The organism is uncultured Gimesia sp. (genome assembly GCF_937919775.1).
Taxonomy (GTDB): domain Bacteria; phylum Planctomycetota; class Planctomycetia; order Planctomycetales; family Planctomycetaceae; genus Gimesia.
Window position 1 is genome coordinate 1 of sequence record NZ_CALFPF010000272.1, and the last position, 3,668, is coordinate 3,668.

Genomic DNA, 3,668 nt, shown 5'->3' on the forward strand with positions numbered 1-3,668 from the left:
CGAATATTATCGGCGGCCCCATTGACGGCAAAGTGGCATTATTGTTCGATGATATGATTTCGACCGCAGGCTCAATCGTGGGGGCAGTGAATGTGGTGAAAGAACACGGTGCCAGGGAAATTTATGTGAGCGCATCACACGCCGTCTTCTGTGGACCTGCCATCAAACTTCTGAGTGAAGCGCCGATCAAAGAGATTGTGGTCACCAACAGCCTGCCCATACCAGATCAGGACAAGCTGCCCAATTTAAGGACGATTTCGATTGCACCGTTGCTGGGAGAAGCCATTCGTCGGATTCACCGTAACGAATCGGTAAGCCATCTGTTCGATTAGCCTGTGTCCAGATTTGCTGTAGCGTCTCCAGAGCCAGTTGGACTGAATATAATAGAATGAGGGACGCCAGGTTGTGTTTCTTAATTCGAATAGTCCATATAAATGTGGAGCAACCGGGGCTAACGCCCTTCGGCTAATAAGTCATTCCGTCTGTCATAGTACCTGAAAACAAGATGAGCCGCACGGCGTTAGCCGCGGTTAAAACCGACCTGGATTAGGTTGCGGTCTTGGGAATCACATTCAAAACCAATAAATAAACACGACCTCAGGTTAAATGGAATGCGCTCTCGTAGATGTCGCTCAGTAAAACGGATCTCTTGATTCCGCATTTCGTTTGAATAAAGAGTCCTCAATGGCACGGAATGAACAAGACCGCGAAGACCTGATGCGTGAAGCGACAGCTTTCTTTCCCCGCGCGGAATTCCAGGCGGACCACGAATCGTTTCCCGTTTTCTGGGGGCAAAAGAAAAGCGGTCAGTATTCGTTTTACTTCGGCGGCGATCCCGTTTATCAGTTTGATCAGAGCGGCTGTTTAAGGCGTGCTTTCATTGACGGGCAGCTTTACCGGACCCAGGGAGATACGCTGGCCCGCTTGACGCGAGAACGAAATTCCGATGAAACTGTTCTAAAACGAGATGACCTGACTATAACAGAATTAGATTCGTTGCTGCAGACGATGGAAAACCGGTTTCAAAAACTGGATTCCGCTTTCGATAAACAGGATGATGTACGGTTGCTGCATGTTCTGTGTGACGGTTCCGAAAGTGAATTACGGGCTCTGATTCAAGCTCAAATGAAACTGGTTTTGCAGCATTCAAAACAGCTTGCGCCCCGGATTCGTGGTAAGCGTTAAGTCTGCAAACAGATATTCGCCGCTCAGGAAATGGACTTCGATCAATGCATAAACTTATCATCGGCTGTGGTTATGTCGGCTTGCCTGTCGCCCAAAAATGGCTGGAGCAGGGACATACCGTCTCGGCACTCACGCGATCGGAAACACGCGCTGGTGAATTCGCGAAACTCGGTATCAAACCGATCATGGGAGATATCACTCAGCCGGTTTCACTCCAGAAACTTCCCGAAGCAGAGACGGTGCTGTATGCCGTCGGCTTTGATCGTTCGGCAAATCAGTCACGGCATGAAATCTATGTCTCGGGGCTGGACCATGTCCTCACTGAAATCAAAAATCGAACACAAAAAATCATTTATCTCTCCAGCACCAGTGTTTATGGTCAGTCGGCGGGAGAATGGATCGACGAAACCTCTCTCTGTGAACCACAACGCGAAAACGGGCAGATTTGTCTGGAAGCAGAGCAGTTGTTAGAAAAACACGGCCTGCTTCCGGCAGAGGAACGAGATCAAACAGCGACTGCTGTCATCCTCAGGCTGGCCGGCATTTATGGTCCGCAACGACTGCTCGCCAGAATGGAACAGATCAGAGCAGGGGAACCGCTGCAGGGCAGACCAGATGCCTGGCTGAATCTGATTCATGTCACCGATATTGTAAATACAATCCTGAAATGTGATACAGGCATTCACTTGGAATCTTGTTATCTGGTGAGTGACAATTGTCCGATTACCAGGCAGGAATATTATCAGACACTTGCACGCATCCTGAATGCCCCTTTTCCGAGATTTACCGTAGACGAATCCGCTCAGCCGGTGTTGAAGTCCAATCGTTCCCATAGCACAGAGCAGGCAGCAGGACTGAATAAACGGTGCAATAACCTGAGGTTGCGTGCAGATCTGGGAATAAAACTGATTTACCCGTCGATCAAGGAAGGACTTCCCCAGGCGATCGAAAAAACGTGAGACATTGCAAGTCGTTGCTCTCCTCACTTTAGGTTTAGTTGTCAAGCGTGTATGCTGTGTTGAGTCAGGCAGTCATTCACTCCCTTTTCGCGACAGTCACACGAACCCAGGATAGCGCTATTTCTCACATGTCTAAAACTTATCACGTCAAACCAGTTAGCGGCCCCGTTCAAGGTTCTGTCAGACCTCCCGGCTCCAAAAGTATTACCAATCGTGCGTTGATTGTGGCAGCACTTTCTGAGGGAACGACTCATTTAACGGGCGTTCTTGATTGCCAGGACACACAGGTGATGATTCAAAGTTTGAACCGTCTCGGCGTGAAAGTGAAACACGATCCGGTGAAATGTACTGCGGAAGTGAAGGGCTGTGCTGGAAAAATCCCACAGACATCCGCTTCACTCTGGCTGGCAAACAGTGGCACGAGTATTCGATTTCTGACGGCACTTTGTGCAACTGGTGACGGGAAATTTATTTTAGACGGTAATCCACGTATGCGGGAACGCCCGATTCAGGATCTGGTCGAAGCTCTGAAAATGTTGGGAGTCAATGTTGCCTGTGAAAATAATACCGGTTGTCCCCCCGTCCGGGTGACTGCGAATGGATTAAAAGGCGGGGAAACTTCCATCTCGGGCAGTATTTCCAGCCAATACTTAAGTGCCTTACTGATGGTGGCCCCTGCTGCACAAAGTCCGATCACCATTAACATTCTGGATGATACCGTCTCGAAGCCTTATCTCGATATCACGTTGGGAGTGATGGCACAATTCGGCGTCACGATAGATCGAGTCAAACCGTCCGTCTGGAAAATCCAGCCTCAAACGTATCAGCGATCAGCGGCTTATGATATTGAGCCCGACGCGTCGGCAGCCAGCTATTTCTTTGCGGTTGCTGCGATCACGGGAGGGACTGTTACTGTAGAGGGATTGAATCAGGATGCATTACAGGGCGATATCAATTTTATCCGCGTCCTGGAAGATATGGGATGTAAGATTAAACGGGAACGCGACAGCATCACCGTTCAGGGAAAACCCCTGAAAGGAATCGATGTGGACATGAACGATATCAGTGATACTGCTCAGACTTTGGCCGCTGTTGCTTTGTTTGCAAAGGGGCCGACTTGTATCAGAAACGTAGGGCATATACGTCATAAGGAAACAGACCGGCTTACCGCGATTGCTACCGAATTGAAACGCCTGGGGATTCAAGTCGAAGAAACCGAGGATTCGGTTACCATTCACCCCGGTGAAATTAAGCCGACGACAATCGAGACGTATGACGATCATCGCATGGCCATGAGTTTTGCGCTGGTCGGTTTGAAAGTTCCAGGAATCGTGATTTCCGAACCGGATTGTACGATCAAGACTTACCCGCATTTCTTTGCCGATCTGGAAAAGTTGTGTGGTCAGACATCGTGAGCAAGGACAATATCTGGAATCAAAAAAAAACGTCCCCTCTTTCTGACGAAATTCTGTTGCCCCAATATTTTCGTTCTGCACGCGAACTTGCTTTTTTTCTGCTCGAAGA

Annotated in this window: 4 protein-coding genes; all 4 read left to right on the forward strand. The window is 49.0% G+C overall.

All coding sequences use genetic code 11. From position 1 onward, the window contains the following. Nucleotides 1-332: ribose-phosphate diphosphokinase (gene prs, locus Q0294_RS07305; RefSeq protein ID WP_299462614.1), on the forward strand; the 332-nt coding region annotated here is incomplete at its 5' end. A gap of 352 nt (nucleotides 333-684) precedes the next feature. Further along, on the forward strand, nucleotides 685-1,185 hold the full coding sequence (locus tag Q0294_RS07310) for a hypothetical protein (protein WP_299462617.1): 501 nt from the start codon (nucleotides 685-687) through the stop codon (nucleotides 1,183-1,185). A gap of 44 nt (nucleotides 1,186-1,229) precedes the next feature. Continuing rightward, entirely contained in the window at nucleotides 1,230-2,144 is a 915-nt protein-coding gene (locus Q0294_RS07315; RefSeq protein ID WP_299462620.1) for an SDR family oxidoreductase, read from the forward strand. A 128-nt stretch (nucleotides 2,145-2,272) separates the two neighbouring features. Then, nucleotides 2,273-3,559: a 3-phosphoshikimate 1-carboxyvinyltransferase gene (gene aroA, locus Q0294_RS07320; RefSeq protein ID WP_299462622.1), complete on the forward strand. Its 1,287-nt coding sequence runs from the start codon at nucleotides 2,273-2,275 to the stop codon at nucleotides 3,557-3,559. Nucleotides 3,560-3,668 lie beyond the last annotated feature (109 nt).

Excerpts from the sequence above, each read along its gene's own strand:
- Q0294_RS07315 (WP_299462620.1), top strand. The coding sequence starts at position 1,230 with ATGCATAAACTTATCATCGGCTGTGGTTATGTCGGCTTGCCTGTCGCC.
- aroA (WP_299462622.1), top strand. The coding sequence starts at position 2,273 with ATGTCTAAAACTTATCACGTCAAACCAGTTAGCGGCCCCGTTCAAGGT.
- Q0294_RS07310 (WP_299462617.1), top strand. The coding sequence starts at position 685 with ATGGCACGGAATGAACAAGACCGCGAAGACCTGATGCGTGAAGCGACA.